The sequence below is a fragment of the Adhaeribacter swui genome, assembly GCF_014217805.1.
In the GTDB taxonomy this organism is placed as follows: Bacteria; Bacteroidota; Bacteroidia; order Cytophagales; family Hymenobacteraceae; genus Adhaeribacter; species Adhaeribacter swui.
In genome coordinates, this window is record NZ_CP055156.1 from 4,323,194 (window position 1) to 4,340,552 (window position 17,359).

Below are 17,359 nucleotides of genomic sequence, written 5' to 3' on the forward strand. Positions count from 1 at the left end.
GCGGTTTTTAATTTTTAAAATTTTAATGAATGTAGAAGCTAAATTATAGTAGCTTACAATCCGGCGGAATTATCTTCTTCTAATTGAAAGGCTGATAGACTATTTAATTGTTCAGCTATAGACTGGGTCCAGGCAGCTTGTTTCGCATCATCTATGCCATGCTTCGACTCGTTATCGTAGCGGGTTTGCGCTTTTTGCCAATCTGCAAAAACTTTATTTACTACGGCTTTAAATTTATTTTTGTCACCGCTACACAAGCTTTTTTGCTGACTTAATTTCTGCCGTAATTGCCGGGCGTAGAGTTCGGTAATATCAAAGTGTAATTGCTCGTGCTGCAGCAAATCTTCCGATACTTTGTTTTTAGTCCAAGATTCGTTTGGGGCAAACTGGCATTTAACATCAAAAACCATCACGTTATTTTGGCAAGTAGCTTTCACGGCAATATTAGTAGAAGCCATAGCGTGCAAGGGATCATTCACATCTGCTTCTTTTTGAAAATCGTCCCAGGTTAACTTGCGGTTGCTGCTCCAGGTAATTTGCTTCGAATCTTCTGTTATTGGTTTATCGGTAAATGTGGTTGCTGATACAAAAGAAGCGGTATTTTCTCCCGAAAACAAAAGCAATAAAACAAGAATAATATGATTAAACATATAGGGGAATTATTCCGGAAACTTTAAAATTTTTAAATCATAACAAGATAAAACAACTGCTATTTACCTGGTTTAAAGGTTTTATCGTAATTTAAATCTTACTTTGTCAGCAGTAGCTACTATCTACATTATAACTCAAAAACTATAATCTTCGTGCGACAATGGCGGATAATTTTTTAAACCGAAAAAATAACAACAAAGCCGCAATGGTTAGCCCGGTTAATAAGCCCAGCCAAATGCCGTTTACCCCGTAACCCAGTTTAAAACAAAACAAGTAACCGGTAGGTAAACCCAGTACCCAATACGCTAAAAGCGAGATAGCGCCGGGTACTTTAACATCCTCCAGGCCCCGTAAAGCCCCTAACCCAACTACCTGCAAACCATCTGATAATTGGAATAAGGCTGCAATAATTAAGAGTCCACCCGCCATTTGAATTACGTCTACATCCGTTACGTACCAACTGGGTATCCAATGTTTGCCCAAAACCATTAGGGCGGCCATTGCCAGCATAAATAAGAGGGTCATAATCATGCTGCTAAACCCCGCCTCGCGCATTTGTTGGTACCGGCCCCGACCCAGTTCGTTGCTTACCCGGATGGTTGTAGCCGTGGCAATGCCATTTGCCATCATGTAGGTAACGGCGGCTATATTTATGGCAATTTGGTGGGCGGCCAATTCCCGCGCGCCCAGCCAGCCAATCATAATAGCCGAAAAGCTAAAAGCGCTCATTTCAAAAATCATTTGTACAGCAATCGGAAAGCCCAGTTGAATAATGCGCCGGATGTGTTTGTAGGAGATTATTTTGGCCTGGGCCCGGGCGCGGTATTCGGCAAAGCGGGGCGCTTGCCAAACGTAAATGCCCATTATAATCGGCATTAAAATCCGGGAAATAAGCGTAGCAATGGCGGCTCCGTTTAAACCCAACTTAGGAAAGCCCAGATTACCAAAAACCAGCAAATAGTTGAGAATAAAATTGACCACATTGGCCAGCACCGAAATGTACATCGACTGCCGGGTAAGCATCAGGCCTTCGGCAAACTGCCGGAAACCCTGAAAAATCATTAAAGGAATGAGCGAAATAAATAAGATGTTCAGGTAAGGAATAGTTAAACGAACCACTTGTTCCGGTTGATTAAGATAATACAGGAACGGTGAGAAACTATAACCCATCAAAAACAACAATACCCCTACCACAGTACATATTAAAACACCGTTAATGAGCAATAGGGAAATTCGTCGCCGGTTCTTGCGGCCATCTGCGGCAGCTATTAACGGCGTAATGCCCAGCGAAATACCCAAGCCCACCACCATAAAAATAGTAAAGATGCTATTGCCCAATGACGCTGCGGCTAAAGGCAAAGTGCCGGTCCGGCCCACCATAATGCTATCGCAAACCGAAACCAGGATGTGCCCCAATTGGCTCAACACCACCGGATAAGCTAAGAAAAAATTTTGCTTAAAGTGCGATTTAAAGCTTGCTACCAGCATGGTTGAAAGTAAAATTAAAAACGAGCCGGCAAAAATAAGATAAATACTTTACAACTTAAACCGCGCAGACTAACCTACCAGTTGCGTCTATGATAAGCTGTGGAGACCTTGTTGGAGCCGTTTAAGGGCTTCTTGCAATTGGTTTGGTTCTACGGCAAAAGATATTCGGGCAAAACCCGGAGCGCCAAAGTAATCGCCGGCAAAAATCTCTAAGCCAAACTTATTTTTTAAAAATTTACTTAATTCGATGCTAGTATCGATGGTTTCGCCGGTTTCCGGGCACTTCTTGTTTAAATAAGCGCTTAAATCGGCAAAAACGTAGTAAGTGCCTTCGGGTTCGTTAAAAGAAATATTTCCTATTTGCCGTAGCCCCGAACACATTATTTCCCGGTTCTGCGTGAGCACCTTTCGCATTGGAGCCAGTACCTCGTGGTAGTTTTGTAAAGCAACCGCGGCTGCTTTTTGGGTAAACGGACTTAAACCACCAATGGTATTTTGCTGGAATTTAAAACAAGCTTGGTAAAACTGCTCTGGTACAATCAGATAACCAATCCGCCAACCCGACATAGCAAACGATTTAGAAAAACCATTAACTACCACGTACCGGTTATAATTATCCGGAAACTCTACTAAGGAGGGTACCTGATTTTTAAAAGTTACTAAATCGTAAATTTCATCGGATAAAACCAACACGTTAGGGTGCGCCTCCAAAACCTGTAGGATAGCGGCTAAATCGGCTTTGTTATAAATCCGTCCAGTAGGGTTACCCGGGTTGCACAGAATAAATGCCTTGGTTTTCGGGGTTATTAACTTCTCTAAAACTTCTGGATTAATGGTATAATTATCCGCTGGAGAGGTAGGTAAAACTATTAGTTTGGCCCTTACTTCTTCTATTAATTCGTGGAAGCCGAACCAATTGGCCACTGGCGCAATTACTTCGTCGCCGGGCTGCAGCACGGTCCGGAAAAGATTAAAAATGGCTTGTTTTACGCCGGCTGTTACAATAATTTTTTCCGGTGCAACTACCGATTGGTTCAATGCGCGGTACCGGTCCCCGATGGCTTGTCTTAGTTCTGGTAAACCTTCAGTAGGCCCGTAGGTTGTTTGCCCTTGTTGAATAGCGGCAATAGCCGCTTGTTGTACTATCTCTGCAGTAGGAAAATAAGCGGCTCCGGAGGCTAAATTGATATAATCCATCTTGGCTTTAATTGATTAACTCACCCGGAATAAAACATCGGCAAAATATTCTTGGGAGTCGGTATACACGTACTCGGTTTGCAGGTTTGCCTCTTGCGCTAATTCTTTAATCTGCGACTCGGAAAACTTAAAAGATGATTCGGTGTGAATGGCTTCCCAGGCGCTCAGCTTAAAGTTAAAATCTAAGTCGTGTAAAGTAACTTCTTGATTATGTGTACTTACTAAAAAGCTTTTCATTTCTCCCGAAACAGGGTTGTACTCGGCAAAATGTTTAAAATGGTTGAGGTTAAAATTACCGTTAAAAGTCTGGTTTATCCGGCGCAGCAGGTTAAAATTAAACTCAGCAGTAATGCCGGCTTGGTCGTCGTAGGCCGACCGGATTACCCGCGGGTCTTTTTTTAGATCAAATCCAATGAGTAATTGATCGCCCGCAACGAAGTATTGGCGCAAGTTTTTTAAAAAATTCCTGATTTCAGGATAAGAAAAATTGCCAATGTTGGAGCCGAGAAACAAAAGCACTTTGCGGTTAGTGGATTGCGTTTGCAACTGCTGCAAGGCTTCAAAATAATCACCGGTTAAAGGGGCCACTTTTAAGCCCGGCAATTCATCCGCTAAGCTCAATTGTAATTCCTGTACCGCATCCAAAGAAATATCTATGGGCACGTAAGTAAAATCTACTGCCTGGTTAACTAACGCCCGGAGCAAAATTTTAGTTTTTGCCGCATCCCCCGATCCTAAATCAACTAAATCAAAAGAACCGGGCGCGCAAAAAGCCTTGGTAATAGCTTCTTGTTGTCGGGTGAATATCTCGGTTTCGGTGCGGGTTAAATAATACTCTGGCAAATCCATAATTTGCTGAAAAAGTCTGCTTCCCGTACCATCGTAAAAATACTTGGATGATAAGGTTTTCGGATTACCGGATAAGCCCTGAATTATGTCTTGCGCAAATTGGTTAGTGTCGGCTTCTTCCAGGGTGGTGACGTTAGGCAATGCAGTTTTAGGTTTCATAGTTATTTGTTAGCGAGCCGGATACCAGTAAATTGCCAGCGTTTATCCGGATGAAAAAAGTTACGGTAAGTAGTTCGGATGTGGCTGCGGGGAGTAGCGCAAGAGCCACCACGTAAAACCATTTGATTTATCATAAATTTACCGTTGTATTCGCCCAGGGCTCCTTCGGCTTTGTTAAACTTGGGGTAAGGTAAGTAAGCGCTGTAAGTCCATTCCCAGACATCACCCAGTAATTGACTGTTTTCGGGGTTGGGTTGCGGGTCGTATAATCCTTCTTCCAAGAAATTACCGGGTTCAGCAGTAGCCGGATATTGTTGTGCGGCTACTTCCCATTCAAATTCGGATAATAAGCGTTTGCCGGCCCAATTTGCAAAAGCATCGGCTTCGTAAAAGCTAACGTGCGAAACGGGGGCATTCCAATCTACGGGCTGTAAACCATGCAGGGTAAAGCGGTACCAGCCATTTGGTTGTTTTACCCAATACAACGGACTGGCCCATTGCTCTTTTTGCGCCAGATCAAAACCCTCGTGTAACCAAAACCGGAAATCCTGATAGCCGCCCGCTTCCATAAATTCGAGGTATTCCAGGTTGGTTACTAATTTATTCCGGAACGAAAAATCATCGAGCCAAACCTGGTGTAGGCCTAACTCATTATCAAAACAAAAATCAGAACCAGCATGACCAATGGTGTACAATCCCGCTTTTACCGGTAAGTACTCCGGCAAAGCCAAGCTTTCCGGGGCAACAGGTGGTTGCTTGCTTGGCGGCAGCAGGGCCGGCATTAAAGGATTGGTACTTAATATGTATTTGATATCCGTGACTAATAATTCCTGGTGTTGCTGCTCGTGCTGTAAACCTAATTCAAAAACGGGCCACATTTCAGTAAGTGTTACATCATCCAGCTTAGTGAATAATTGCGCTACGTGCTCATTAACATAGGTCCGGTACTGGTAAATATCCTCTAGAGGGGGGCGCGACAAAGTACCCCGCGATTGCCTTAAAATACGGCTGCCAATGGAGTTATAATACGAGTTAAACAGGTAATTATAGTCTTTATTAAAAACCTGGTAATCCTTAAAATACTTTTGTAAAATAAAGGTTTCGAAAAACCAACTGGTATGCGCCAGGTGCCATTTCGGCGGGCTCACATCTACCATGGGTTGTACTACCGTATCTTCTGGCAACAGCGGCCGGCATAAAACTTCCGTCTGATTCCGGATTTTTAAAAAACGTTGTAATAGGTTTTCCGTTTCTATGGCAACAACTGGCATCATAAGGTAAGAAATAAGATGGTTTTTTGATATAACTTGTAATAACCCTAAAGGTTTAGTTATTCGCCGCGCAACTGTTAAAACAAAACGAATGGTTATCTTTATTGACTAAAACAACATATTATTTCTGTTAATTAAAAGTAAATTTCCGGATTATGGCAATACAGGCTTCTGTGCAAAAGCATCTATTAAATTTTAAGTTTGATGCTCGTACCTCGCGGGGAGCTATGCAGCAGCACGAAGTGTTTTATTTAAAATTGCAGGATACCCGTTATCCGGAAATTACCGGAATCGGGGAGTGCGCCCCACTACCTGGTTTAAGTCCGGAACACGATTCTACCTTTGAACACAGATTAAATACTTGGGTAAGTGATTTTAATAAGGAGACTATTGATAATGAATTATTTGAAATAAATTATTTAAATAATAAGTTTAACCTACAGTATTGGCCTTCTTTGCGCTTTGCTCTGGAAACTGCTTGGTTAGATTGGCAGCAACAAGGCAGTAAAAAACTGTTTAATAATTCTTTTTCCCGGTCGCAAACGGGTATTCCAATCAATGGATTAATCTGGATGGGCGACCAATCTTTTATGCAGCAGCAGATTGAGAAGAAGTTAAAAGAAGGTTTTTCTTGCTTAAAATTAAAAATCGGCGGTTTAGATTTCAACACCGAACTCGCCATTTTAAAGCAAATCCGGGAAGTTGCCAGTCCAAAAGTGTTAAGCATCCGGTTGGATGCCAATGGCGCTTTTGCCCCAGAGCGGGCCTTAAACCAGCTAGAACAATTAAGCCAATTCGCCATCCATTCTATAGAACAACCCATAAAACCGAGGCAGCATCAGGTAATGGCTTATTTGTGCCGGCATTCGCCTATTCCTATTGCTTTAGACGAAGAATTGATTGGTGTTGTTGATAAAATCGAGCAGCAACAAATGCTCCTCAATCTGAAGCCGGCTTACATCATTTTAAAGCCAACTTTATTGGGCGGTTTTCAGGCTACTCGAGAATGGATTGCGTTAGCCGCAGCGCAAAACATTTCCTGGTGGATTACATCGGCCCTGGAGTCGAATATTGGGTTAAATGCGATTAGCCAGTTTACGGCCGAGTATAATTTACAGACAGAACAAGGTCTGGGCACGGGCCAACTGTACCACAATAATGTGCGCTCGCCCTTAACTATTAGGTCTGGTAAACTTTATTATGAGGCAACCGCCACCTGGGATTTGCAACCATTATGGTATCAAAAAGTGTAAAGACTAATACGTCTAGTGTTTAATTATAGCTTTAAATTTAAATTATTATATTTTTGATTTATAGTGTTTTATAAATAAAATTAAAAAATTTTTAATCCACAAATTACCCTAGTTTATTCTGGTAAATCCTTAAATTATTTATCGGCTTAAAAGGTAAATTTTAGCCGTTATTGATTTTCTGTAGTATTTTCATTTTTTAAAATTTCTGCTACTTTAGGTACTCCCGTGCTGGCTTTTTCGGGGAATAAATGCAGGTTAGGTCGTTTGGTTACGGAAGGTAAATTCGGATCGATGACGTAAACGGGAATGCCGTAGGGTACGTAGTCAATTAAACCTGCTGCCGGATAAACTACCAACGAGGTGCCTACTACCATAAAAATATCGGCTTCCTGGGCTTCTTTTACCGCCACCTCCATCATGGGTACCATTTCGCCAAACCAAACAATATTAGGCCGTAACTGTGAGCCTTTTTCGCATAAGTCGCCTACTTTTAACTCCCAGCCTTTTATAGGGTAAATTAAGTTTTCATCTACGGTACTCCGCGATTCAAATAACTTGCCGTGCAAGTGAATTACCTTAGAGGAGCCAGCTCTTTCGTGTAAGTTGTCTACATTTTGCGTAATAACGGTAACCTCGAACTGTTCTTCCAGTTGCGCTAAAGCCAAATGTCCTGGATTGGGGTGTACTTGATGGGCATTTTTCCGCCGTTCGTTATAAAAATTAAGTACCAGCTCCGGGTTACGTCGCCAACCTTCCGGCGAGGCTACATCCATAACCTCATGGCCCTCCCATAAACCATTTGAATCCCGGAAAGTAGCAATGCCGCTTTCGGCGCTTATACCGGCTCCAGTTAAAACCACTACTTTTTTACGTGTTGTCATTTTTAAATTTTTTATTTTTCAGCTAAGCAATTAGGTAAAATAAAAAAGCGAAGTACGCTTTGTTGCCTACTTCGCTTTACTATATTTTTAAAAATTTGATTATTTTTTCTTTTCAGAAGCAGTTGTTTTTTTAGTGCCTGCTTTTTTAGCTGCGGGTTTTTTAGTAGCTGCTTTTTTGGCTGTAGTTTTGGCCGGCGTATCGGCTTTAGCATCCGCTTTTTTCTTGAACCCGCCCCGGGCCGGTTTATCCGGAGTTTGTTCGGCTAAAGTTAAACATTCTTCTAACGTTAAGTCGGCGGGAACCTTATCCTTCGGAATTTTTACATTTTTCTTGCCCACGGCAATGTACGGTCCGAATCGACCATTGAGTACCTGTACATCCGGGTTTTCGGCGAAAGATTTAATGCATTTTTCGGCATCTGCTTTGCGCTTAGATTCAATCAGTTGAATGGCTTCATCTGCATTAACAGTATAAGGGTCCAGGGTTTTAGGTAATGAGTAAAATTTGTTGTCGTGCCGGATAAAAGGCCCAAACCGGCCAATGGCCGCGGTCATGTCTTTTTCCTCGAAAGTACCTACTACCCGCGGTAACTTAAATAATTCTAAAGCATCGGCCAAGGTAATATTTTCTAAAAATTGCCCTTTCCGCAGGCTGGCATATACGGGTTTTTCCTTGGTTTCTTCGTTCTCTTCTCCCATCTGCACGAAAGGTCCAAAACGACCCAAACGGGCCGTGATTTTCTTCCCGGTTTCCGGATGAACGCCTAGCTCCCGGGCTCCGCTAATGGTGGAGCGCTCTACGTTTTGGCTGGAAGTTACCGTTTCGTGAAAACCGCTGTAAAAGTGTTCGATCATTTTATCCCAGGCTTTTTTGCCCGCCGCAATCTGATCAAATTCTTCTTCTACTTTAGCGGTAAACGAATAATCAATAACGCTTGGAAAATAATCTACCAGAAAATCATTCACCACCATAGCCATATCCGTCGGGAAGAGTTTGCCTTTCTCTGCACCTACCAGCTCCGTTTTGGTTTGGGTGGTAATGTTATCTTTTACTAAAGATAAAACCTGGTAAGCCCGTTCTTTACCGTCGCGATTGTCTTTTTCTACGTAGCCGCGTTTTTGAATGGTAGAAATAGTAGGCGCGTAAGTAGATGGCCGACCGATGCCCATTTCTTCGAGTTTTTTAACTAAGCTGGCTTCAGTGTAGCGCGGTGCCGGCCGGGAAAACCGTTGCGTAGCTAAAACTCTTTCGGCGGCTAATTGCTGACCAATGGTTAAAGGCGGCAACATGTCATGCTCATCTTCTTCCAACGTTTCACTATCATCTTTCGATTCGATGTAAACTTTTAAAAATCCGTCAAAAGTGATTACTTCGCCGGTAGCTACAAACTTTTCTTTTACCGTAGAAATGCCAATGGTAGCCGTGGTTTTTTCAATTTCGGCATCGGCCATTTGCGAGGCAATGGCCCGCTTACGGATTAGTTCGTACAAACGTTGTTCGTTGCGGTCCGAAGAAACTTCTTTCGCAAAAAAATCGGTGGGCCGGATGGCTTCGTGGGCTTCCTGTGCCGACTGCGACTTGTTTTTATATTGCCGTACTTTTACGTATTGTTCGCCAAAAGCGGCCGTAATCCGGGCTACAGCCCCATCAATGGCATCTTTCGATAAGTTTACTGAGTCGGTACGCATGTACGAGATTTTACCGGCTTCGTATAATTTTTGCGCAACGGTCATGGTTTGGGCAACCGAAAAACCTAATTTCCGGCTGGCCTCTTGCTGTAAAGTAGAAGTGGTAAAAGGAGCAGCCGGCGATCTTTTTAAAGGTTTTTTCTCCAGGTTGTCAATGGTGTAGGTAGCACCTTTGCATTTTTCCAGAAAAGCTTCCGCTTCGGCTTGCGTTTTAAAACGGCTCGGTAATTCTGCTTCCAGTTTTTTGCCGTCTACGGTAAAAAGAGCGGTAACTTTAAACGCAGAATCTGCTTTAAAACGCTCAATTTCCCGTTCGCGCTCTACTACCAGGCGCACCGCAACCGATTGCACCCGACCAGCTGATAAACCTGTTTTTATTTTTTTCCAGAGTACCGGCGATAACTCAAAACCTACCAAACGGTCTAACACGCGGCGGGCTTGCTGGGCGTTTACCCGGTCAATATCAATACCGCGCGGCGATTCTATGGCGTTCAGGATGGCATTTTTAGTAATTTCCCGAAAAACAATGCGCCGGGTTTTTTTATCATTTAAATTAAGTGCTTCGGCTAAGTGCCATGATATAGCTTCTCCTTCGCGGTCATCATCGGAAGCTAGCCAAACCATTTCGGCTTCTTTCGCTAGTTTCTTTAATTCGGCAACCACATCTTTTTTATCTGCCGAAACAATATAGGTGGGTTTAAAGCCGTTTTTGATATCAATCGCGTTATTATCTTTAGGTAAATCGCGCACGTGACCAAAACTGGATTTTACCACAAAATCTTTTCCCAGATACCCTTCTATCGTTTTTGCCTTGGCAGGCGACTCCACAATAACTAAGTTTTTTACCATTCTATATTAAAGTTGGCCTAATCGCCATTTTTGCGCAAAGATGAATATTTTTTCTACATTATTACTAAATGTCTGTTCTTTGCCGCAAGACTATTTAGTAAGATATTATAGCTGTGTGTAATTTTACAACCCAATCCGAATGTTACAAGTTCAATAGCTTATATGTCCTATCATTTATTTATCTGCCGCCACGCGCAGGCGCAAGAGCCCAATTTTAACCTTCCTGATTTTGGACGGGAGCTAATCCCAAATGGAATTCTGGAAGCAGAACAAGCCGGAAATTGGTTGCAACTACAAGCCACAAAACCCGACTTAATTGTTTGCAGCAGTGCCCAACGTACCCGGACTACCGCGGCCATTATAGCAGCTAAACTTGCTTACCCAGAGCAAAAGGTTCTGGCCGAAAAAGCTTTGTACAATGCTTCGGAGAGCCAGCTTTTAAATTTTCTGGCCAAAACAGAAAAGGAACAAAAAACAATTGTTTTAGTCGGACATAATCCAGGAGTGTCGGATGTGGTGAGTACTTTAAGTGGTAAAAACCAGGGCAATGTGCCAACCGGCAGTGTGCATTATTTACCTTTTGAAATGGCCGATTGGAGTGAGCTGTTTATAACCACCGCTAAAAACTACAGGGCTTATTTAGGCAAATAAAAGGTAGAAGTATAAACCTGATTGGCTGCTGGAAATTTTAAAATTTTTAAAATTTAAAAGTTAAACTAAACTTTAGTTTGCTTTAATCCTTCTGGTAAGTTAATCTCAGGTTTTTAAGGCGAAGGCCGTTTATTAAACCTTACGTATGGCAACAACAATTGTATCGGTTATTAACCAAAAGGGCGGAACGGGCAAAACCACCACTACCATTAATTTAGGTCGGGCTTTAAGTAAACTGGGGCATAAGGTATTGCTTGTTGACCTGGACCCGCAGGGCAACCTGTCGTACTCGCTGGATATTTCGGAGCCAAAATTCACCTTGGCTGATGCGTTTACCGGAACTAAAAAATTAAAAGAAATTCTGATTCAAAAAGGCGAATTATTTTTTGTAGCTCCGGGCTCGTCCGAACTGGTGGATGTTGAAATTTCGTTGGTTACGCAGGAGAAAAGAGAAAATTTTTTAAAAAATATCCTTTCGGGCATTAAAGGTTTTGACTATGTTTTAATTGATTGTCCGCCTTCACTAAGTGTGCTTACCTTAAATGCCTTAACGGCCTCACACCAAGTTTTAATTCCTTTGCAAATGGAAGTGTTAACCATGCAAGGACTTAATCAAATTCTAAATACCGTTGGCAAAATTAAAACTACTTTAAACCCCAAACTCCAGGTAAAAGGAATTGTAATTGTAATGTACGATAAACGGCGCAAGCTCAGCTCCGAAGTAGAGGCATTTCTGCAGGAAAATGTAAACGAAAAGATTTTTAAGTCGCGCATCCGTTTAAACGTAAAACTGGCCGAAGCGCCCTCGTTTGGTCAAAGCATCCTGGATTACGACCCTTCATCGAATGGCGCCCAAGATTATCTGGCATTAGCCAAAGAATTTACGGCTTAATAAATTCAATCACTGTAAACGACTGATTACTGCTAGGGTAGTATAGGATTTATGTATTTAACTTAAAATTAAATATTTACAAATTGCTTGATTTTACTGCGGAAAAATAGAATAATATATATAACACTTTTTACCCGCCGAAACATTAATTTTACCCGTTAAAAAATGGTTTTATAGCTTTAACCATCAAAGCTTTTTCCTTTTTAATCTAAATAATTTATAACTTTAGCTTTTGCCAAATCAGCTTTATGCAAACTTAGGCTGATTTACCAAATACTCCCATTTGAACAATTACATACAATTATAAAAGCAATATGGCTTTAGGAAAAAACATGAAGTTGAATAAAGAAAAGTTAATTGCGCCTTTAGAAACCAGTAAAGTGCCGGAAAGTACGGCTACGGAATCTAAACCGGAACAAGCAACTAAATCTGCCATCGCGAAGGAAACCGTGCCGGAAGCAGTTTCAACTTCTAGTACTCCCACAATCCCTAAAAACGGGCAAGGAAGATCTTTTTCCCGGATTTCCGCTGGTGGCAATTCAGCCCGCAAATCTTCGGTGGCCGGCGATGGATCGGATACCCGGGAGCAAACGTATTTAAACGAACAATTAAATCGGGTGTTGTATGCCCTGGATGCTTTTAAAAAAGGCGACGTATCGGTGCGTTTAACGAAACAAGACGATGATATTTTCGCAGAAATAGCCGAAGCTTATAATTCCATGGTGGAAATGATCGGGGGCGTAGGTGGCGAAGTATCCCGCATTTCAAAAGTAGCGGGGGTAGAAGGAAACTTAAAGGCCCGGGCTTCCGCCGAAAGCGCTTCTGGTTTCTGGAAAGACATGATCAATAACATTAATGGTCTGGTAGATTCTATTGCGGTGCCGGTTTTGGAAGTAGGTAAAGTTTTAAAAAATATATCCAAAGGCAACCTCGACGAAACCTTTCAGATTCCGGTTTCCGGTGATTTTAAGGTAATGGCCGAAACCATTAACCGCACCATTGATAATTTAAATTTATTTGCCGGCGAGGTAACCCGGGTAGCCTTGGAAGTAGGGTCGGAAGGAAAATTAGGCGGCCAGGCTTCGGTGCCCAACGTTGCCGGTGTTTGGAAAGACCTTACCGATAACGTAAATACCATGGCGAGTAACTTAACCAGCCAGGTACGCGACATTGCCAACGTAGCTACCGCCGTTGCTAAAGGCGATTTAACGCAGAAAATCACGGTTGATGTAAAAGGCGAACTGTTGCAGCTAAAAGAGAACATCAACCAAATGGTGGACTCTTTAAATATATTTGGTGATGAGGTAACCCGGGTAGCCCGCGAAGTAGGAACGGAAGGGAAACTGGGTGGTCAGGCCCGTGTGCCGAATGTGGGCGGTACCTGGAAAGAACTAACCGATAACGTAAATACCATGGCGAGTAACTTAACCAGCCAGGTACGCGACATTGCCAACGTAGCTACCGCCGTTGCTAAAGGCGATTTAACCCAAAAAATTACCGTTAACGTTAAAGGCGAACTTCTGGAATTAAAGGAGAACATTAACCAAATGGTGGACTCTCTGAATATCTTCGGCGATGAAGTAACCCGGGTAGCCCGCGAAGTAGGAACGGAAGGAAAATTGGGTGGACAAGCCAATGTACCGCGGGTAGCCGGTATCTGGAAAGAATTAACGGTTAATGTAAACTCCATGGCGAGTAACTTAACCAGTCAGGTACGGGATATTGCTAACGTAGCTACTTCCGTAGCCCGCGGCGACTTAAGTCAGAAGATTACGGTAGATGTAAAAGGCGAACTGTTGCAATTAAAAGAGAACATCAACCAGATGGTGGACTCTTTGAATATTTTTGCTGGTGAGGTAACCCGGGTGGCTTTGGAAGTAGGTACGGAAGGAAAACTCGGTGGTCAGGCCTTAGTGCCGAATGTGGCCGGCGTCTGGAAAGCGCTTACTGATAACGTAAACTCCATGGCAAGTAATCTAACTAGCCAGGTACGCGATATAGCCAACGTAGCTACTTCCGTGGCTAAAGGCGACCTAAGTCAGAAAATGACGGTAGATGTAAACGGGGAGATATTAGAATTAAAAAACATCTTGAACCAGATGGTGGATTCCCTGAACATCTTTGCCGGGGAGGTTACCCGGGTGGCGCTGGAAGTGGGAACGGAAGGTAAGCTCGGGGGGCAGGCCAATGTACCGAATGTAGCCGGGGTTTGGAAGGCCCTTACGGATAATGTAAACTCCATGGGCTCTAACCTGACCAGCCAGGTACGCGACATAGCCAACGTAGCCACCGCCGTAGCTCGCGGCGATTTAAGCCAGAAGATTACGGTAGATGTAAAAGGCGAACTGTTGCAGTTAAAAGAGAACATCAACCAGATGGTGGATTCCCTGAACATCTTTGCTGGCGAAGTGACCCGCGTGGCCTTAGAAGTAGGTACCGAAGGGAAATTGGGTGGCCAGGCCTCCGTGCCGAATGTAGCCGGGGTGTGGAAAGCATTGACCGATAACGTAAACTCCATGGCCAGCAACTTAACGCTCCAAGTGCGCGATATTGCCAATGTAGCTACCGCCGTTGCTAAAGGCGATTTAACCCAGAAAATCACGGTTGATGTAAAAGGCGAGCTGTTGCAATTAAAGGAGAACATCAACCAAATGGTGGACTCTCTGAATATTTTTGGGGATGAAGTAACCCGGGTTGCCCGCGAAGTAGGAACCGAAGGTATTTTGGGCGGACAAGCCAATGTACCGCGGGTAGCCGGTATCTGGAAAGAGCTAACGGTGAACGTAAACTCCATGGCCAGCAACTTAACCAGCCAGGTACGGGATATTGCCAATGTGGCCACTTCCGTAGCGCGGGGCGACTTAAGTCAGAAGATTACGGTAGATGTAAAAGGCGAACTGTTGCAACTAAAAGAGAACATCAACCAAATGGTGGACTCTTTGAACATATTTGCTGGGGAGGTAACACGCGTGGCCTTAGAAGTAGGTACCGAAGGGAAGCTGGGCGGTCAGGCCTCCGTGCCGAATGTGGCCGGCGTATGGAAAGCCCTAACCGATAACGTAAATTCCATGGGCTCTAACCTAACCAGTCAGGTACGGGATATTGCCAACGTAGCTACCGCCGTAGCCCGCGGCGACTTGAGCCAGAAAATGACGGTAGATGTAAACGGGGAGATATTAGAATTAAAAAACATCTTGAACCAGATGGTGGACTCCTTGAACATCTTTGCCGGGGAAGTAACCCGGGTAGCCTTAGAAGTAGGAACCGAAGGAAAATTGGGAGGGCAAGCTTTCGTGCCGAACGTGGGTGGCGTATGGAAAGCCCTAACCGATAACGTAAACTTTATGGCGAGTAACCTGACTAGCCAGGTGCGGGATATTGCGAACGTATCCACGGCAGTGGCCCGGGGCGACTTAAGCCAGAAGATTACGGTAGATGTGAAAGGCGAGTTGTTGCAGTTAAAGGATAACATCAACCAGATGGTGGATTCTTTAAATATTTTTGCCGATGAGGTAACCCGGGTAGCGCGCGAGGTAGGTACCGAAGGGAAACTGGGTGGTCAGGCCGATGTACCGAAAGTGCGCGGAACCTGGAAAGAATTAACTGATAACGTAAATACCATGGCCAGTAACCTGACGCTCCAAGTGCGGGATATTGCCAACGTAGCCACGGCCGTTGCAAAAGGCGACTTGAGCCAGAAAATGACGGTAAATGTAAAAGGTGAAATTCTGGAGTTGAAAAACATCTTGAACCAGATGGTAGACTCCTTAAATATATTTGCCGGCGAAGTAACCCGCGTGGCGCTGGAAGTGGGAACCGAAGGAAAACTCGGTGGCCAAGCTTCGGTACCAAACGTGGGCGGCGTCTGGAAAGACTTAACCGATAATGTAAATACCATGGCTTCAAACCTGACTACACAGGTGCGGGGCATTGTTAAAATTGTAAATTCGGTTTCTAAGGGCGATTTAACCCAAAAACTAATTCTGGAAGCCAAAGGCGAGGTAGCCGATTTAGCCGAAACCATTAACCGGATGGTGGATGACTTGAACCGTTTAGCCGGGGAAGTTAGCCGGGTAGCCCGGGTAGCCGGGGTAGAAGGCAAATTGACCGAACGGGCTACGGTGCACGGAGTAGGCGGCTCCTGGAAAGAATTAGTTGACACCCTGAACGACTTATTAGAGTCTATTGTAACCCCAGTATTAGAAGTATCCCGGGTAGTGCGGGCTATCTCGGAAGGGGATCTCACCCAAAAAGTAGAAATTCAAACTTCCGGTGATTTATTGGCCATGTCTAACGCCTTAAACTTGGCGGTAGAAAACCTGAACACGCTGTTAGGAGAAATCAATGATTCTTCTTTGGTAGTAGGTTCTTCGTCGGAGGAAATGGCGGAAAAAGGAAAGGAAATGAGCCAGGTTACCCAGGAAGTGGCTTTAGCCATGCAGCAAATGGCCGAGGGTGCCCAGAATCAAGCTTTAAAAACAGACCAGGCTTTCAAACTCATCGAAGAAATTATGAAAGCTACCAAAGCCACTGCCAACAAAGCCGATGTGGTAAACCGGGCCGCGATTCTGGGTGAAGAAACCTCACAGTTAGGTTTGAAAACCGTAGCCGAGGTGGTTAAAAACATGGAAGAAATTTCTTCGGCGGCGGCTTTAACGGCCAAAACCATTGAAGTATTAAGCACCCGTTCCCAAGAAATTTCGAAATCATTGGGGGTAATCACCGACATTGCTTCCCAAACTAATTTACTGGCGCTTAATGCCGCCATTGAAGCGGCGCGAGCCGGTGAAGCGGGACGGGGTTTTGCGGTGGTAGCCGAAGAAATCCGGAAATTGGCTGAAGGTTCCCGTAAATCAGCCAGCGAAATTGAAACTCTGGTAAACGACGTAAAGAAAGATACTTCCTCCGCCGCAGCGGCTATTTCTACCATGGAAGGCCGGGTACTTAAAGGTAAAAACGCGACGTTTGAAGCTTCCGGGGCATTTAAAAACATTGCTACTTCCAGCGGCGAAACTTTGCGCACTTCGCAGGATATCTTAACCGCTACCGAAGTACAGAAAGCTTCCATTTCGGATGTAGTAAAGTACGTGGAAGAAGTAGTGGCCATTGCCGAACAAACTGCTTCTGGTACGCAGCAAGTGGCGGGTACCGCCAAGCAACTTTCGGGTTCCATGCAGGAAATGACGGCTTCCAGTCAGCAGCTTAATGATATTGCCGACGATTTACAACAAGGTATTGCCGCCTTTAAATTGTTAGACGATTCCTGGGATTACCAACCGCCAGTTATACCGGTACGTCCGGCACGGGTTTACCCGGCAACTAAACCGGTGCCTACCCGTCGTGAGCAACCCGTGCGTCGAAATGGAACACCTGCGCCGGCAAAAGCTAAAACTACAACCCAGCCCGGACCGGCTTTACCCAAAGAAAATGTTCCGGTTAAAAGTAAAGTAGTAAAACAACCGGCACCAAACACCGAAGAAATTAAAAAAGTACCGGCTAAAAAAACGTCGAATAAGTCGAAATCATAAA

The 17,359-nt window shown here is 44.0% G+C and carries 11 protein-coding genes; 4 read left to right on the forward strand and 7 right to left on the reverse strand.

Going from position 1 to position 17,359, the window contains the following annotated elements; all coding sequences use genetic code 11:
• Positions 1–53 precede the first annotated feature (53 nt).
• From HUW51_RS18185 to egtB, 5 genes are all read right to left on the reverse strand, one after another.
• Positions 54–650 (reverse strand): DUF922 domain-containing protein, encoded by a 597-nt coding sequence (locus HUW51_RS18185; RefSeq protein WP_185271042.1) that lies wholly within the window; start codon positions 648–650, stop codon positions 54–56.
• A 142-nt stretch (positions 651–792) separates the two neighbouring features.
• The gene (locus HUW51_RS18190) at positions 793–2,139 is read right to left on the reverse strand and encodes an MATE family efflux transporter (protein WP_185271043.1); all 1,347 of its coding nucleotides are present in this window, start codon (positions 2,137–2,139) and stop codon (positions 793–795) included.
• A gap of 87 nt (positions 2,140–2,226) precedes the next feature.
• Entirely contained in the window at positions 2,227–3,336 is a 1,110-nt protein-coding gene (locus HUW51_RS18195; RefSeq protein ID WP_185271045.1) for a pyridoxal phosphate-dependent aminotransferase, read from the reverse strand.
• A gap of 15 nt (positions 3,337–3,351) precedes the next feature.
• Complete coding sequence (gene egtD / locus HUW51_RS18200) at positions 3,352–4,344, reverse strand: L-histidine N(alpha)-methyltransferase (protein WP_185271047.1); 993 nt, start codon at positions 4,342–4,344, stop codon at positions 3,352–3,354.
• A gap of 2 nt (positions 4,345–4,346) precedes the next feature.
• Entirely contained in the window at positions 4,347–5,618 is a 1,272-nt protein-coding gene (egtB, locus tag HUW51_RS18205) for an ergothioneine biosynthesis protein EgtB (RefSeq protein WP_185271049.1), read from the reverse strand.
• Between the two features lie 152 nt (positions 5,619–5,770).
• Between egtB and HUW51_RS18210 the strand changes: the two genes are divergently transcribed.
• Positions 5,771–6,868: an o-succinylbenzoate synthase gene (locus HUW51_RS18210; protein WP_185271050.1), complete on the forward strand. Its 1,098-nt coding sequence runs from the start codon at positions 5,771–5,773 to the stop codon at positions 6,866–6,868.
• 167 nt (positions 6,869–7,035) lie between these two features.
• On the opposite strand, the gene HUW51_RS18215 is transcribed toward HUW51_RS18210, so the two are convergent.
• Both HUW51_RS18215 and topA read right to left on the reverse strand, forming a co-directional pair.
• Positions 7,036–7,749 carry an SIR2 family NAD-dependent protein deacylase gene (locus tag HUW51_RS18215; protein WP_185271051.1) on the reverse strand — a complete coding sequence of 238 codons (714 nt, stop codon included), beginning with the start codon at positions 7,747–7,749 and terminating at the stop codon, positions 7,036–7,038.
• Positions 7,750–7,848: 99 nt separating this feature from the next.
• On the reverse strand, positions 7,849–10,287 hold the full coding sequence (topA, locus tag HUW51_RS18220) for a type I DNA topoisomerase (RefSeq protein ID WP_185271053.1): 2,439 nt from the start codon (positions 10,285–10,287) through the stop codon (positions 7,849–7,851).
• 162 nt (positions 10,288–10,449) lie between these two features.
• On the opposite strand from topA, the gene HUW51_RS18225 reads away from it, so the two are divergent.
• From HUW51_RS18225 to HUW51_RS18235, 3 genes are all read left to right on the forward strand, one after another.
• Positions 10,450–10,938 (forward strand): SixA phosphatase family protein, encoded by a 489-nt coding sequence (locus HUW51_RS18225; protein WP_185271054.1) that lies wholly within the window; start codon positions 10,450–10,452, stop codon positions 10,936–10,938.
• A 145-nt stretch (positions 10,939–11,083) separates the two neighbouring features.
• Positions 11,084–11,830: a ParA family protein gene (locus tag HUW51_RS18230; protein ID WP_185271056.1), complete on the forward strand. Its 747-nt coding sequence runs from the start codon at positions 11,084–11,086 to the stop codon at positions 11,828–11,830.
• A 314-nt stretch (positions 11,831–12,144) separates the two neighbouring features.
• The gene (locus tag HUW51_RS18235) at positions 12,145–17,358 is read left to right on the forward strand and encodes a HAMP domain-containing protein (RefSeq protein WP_228466714.1); all 5,214 of its coding nucleotides are present in this window, start codon (positions 12,145–12,147) and stop codon (positions 17,356–17,358) included.
• The last annotated feature ends 1 nt before the right edge of the window (position 17,359 follow it).